Origin of the sequence: Saccharothrix sp. ST-888 (assembly GCF_000955975.1) — a bacterium.
Classification (GTDB): domain Bacteria; phylum Actinomycetota; class Actinomycetes; order Streptomycetales; family Streptomycetaceae; genus Kitasatospora.
This window is the reverse complement of sequence record NZ_JYJF01001023.1, coordinates 1-291: the sequence shown is the minus strand read 5'-3', so window position 1 is coordinate 291 and position 291 is coordinate 1. Positions and strand designations below refer to the sequence as shown.

Annotated in this window: 1 protein-coding gene; it reads left to right on the top strand. The window is 75.6% G+C overall.

Features of this window, described 5'->3' with window-relative positions:
* On the top strand, positions 1 to 291 hold a 291-nt coding region (locus UK12_RS42735; RefSeq protein ID WP_045307336.1), incomplete at both ends, for a hypothetical protein.

Below are 291 nucleotides of genomic sequence, written 5' to 3'. Positions count from 1 at the left end.
CTCCACCGGGCCCTCGAAAGCGGTGAGGCCGCACTCGCGGTCGCCGACATCGCCTGGGACGTGCTGCTGGCCGACCCGGGTGCCTCGCCCCGCGCCACCCCCCTGTTCGACGAGATTCCCGAGGCCCGCAAGGCCCTTGACGCGGTCGGCACCAAGGCGGCCGCACCCGAGGGACCGGCTCAGCACGGCCCGCTCACCCAGCGCCTCACCGGCCTGTCGGAGGCCGAGCGCGACACCGCCCTGCTGGACCTGGTCCGCACGGAGGTCGCCGCCGTCCTCGGCTACGGCACC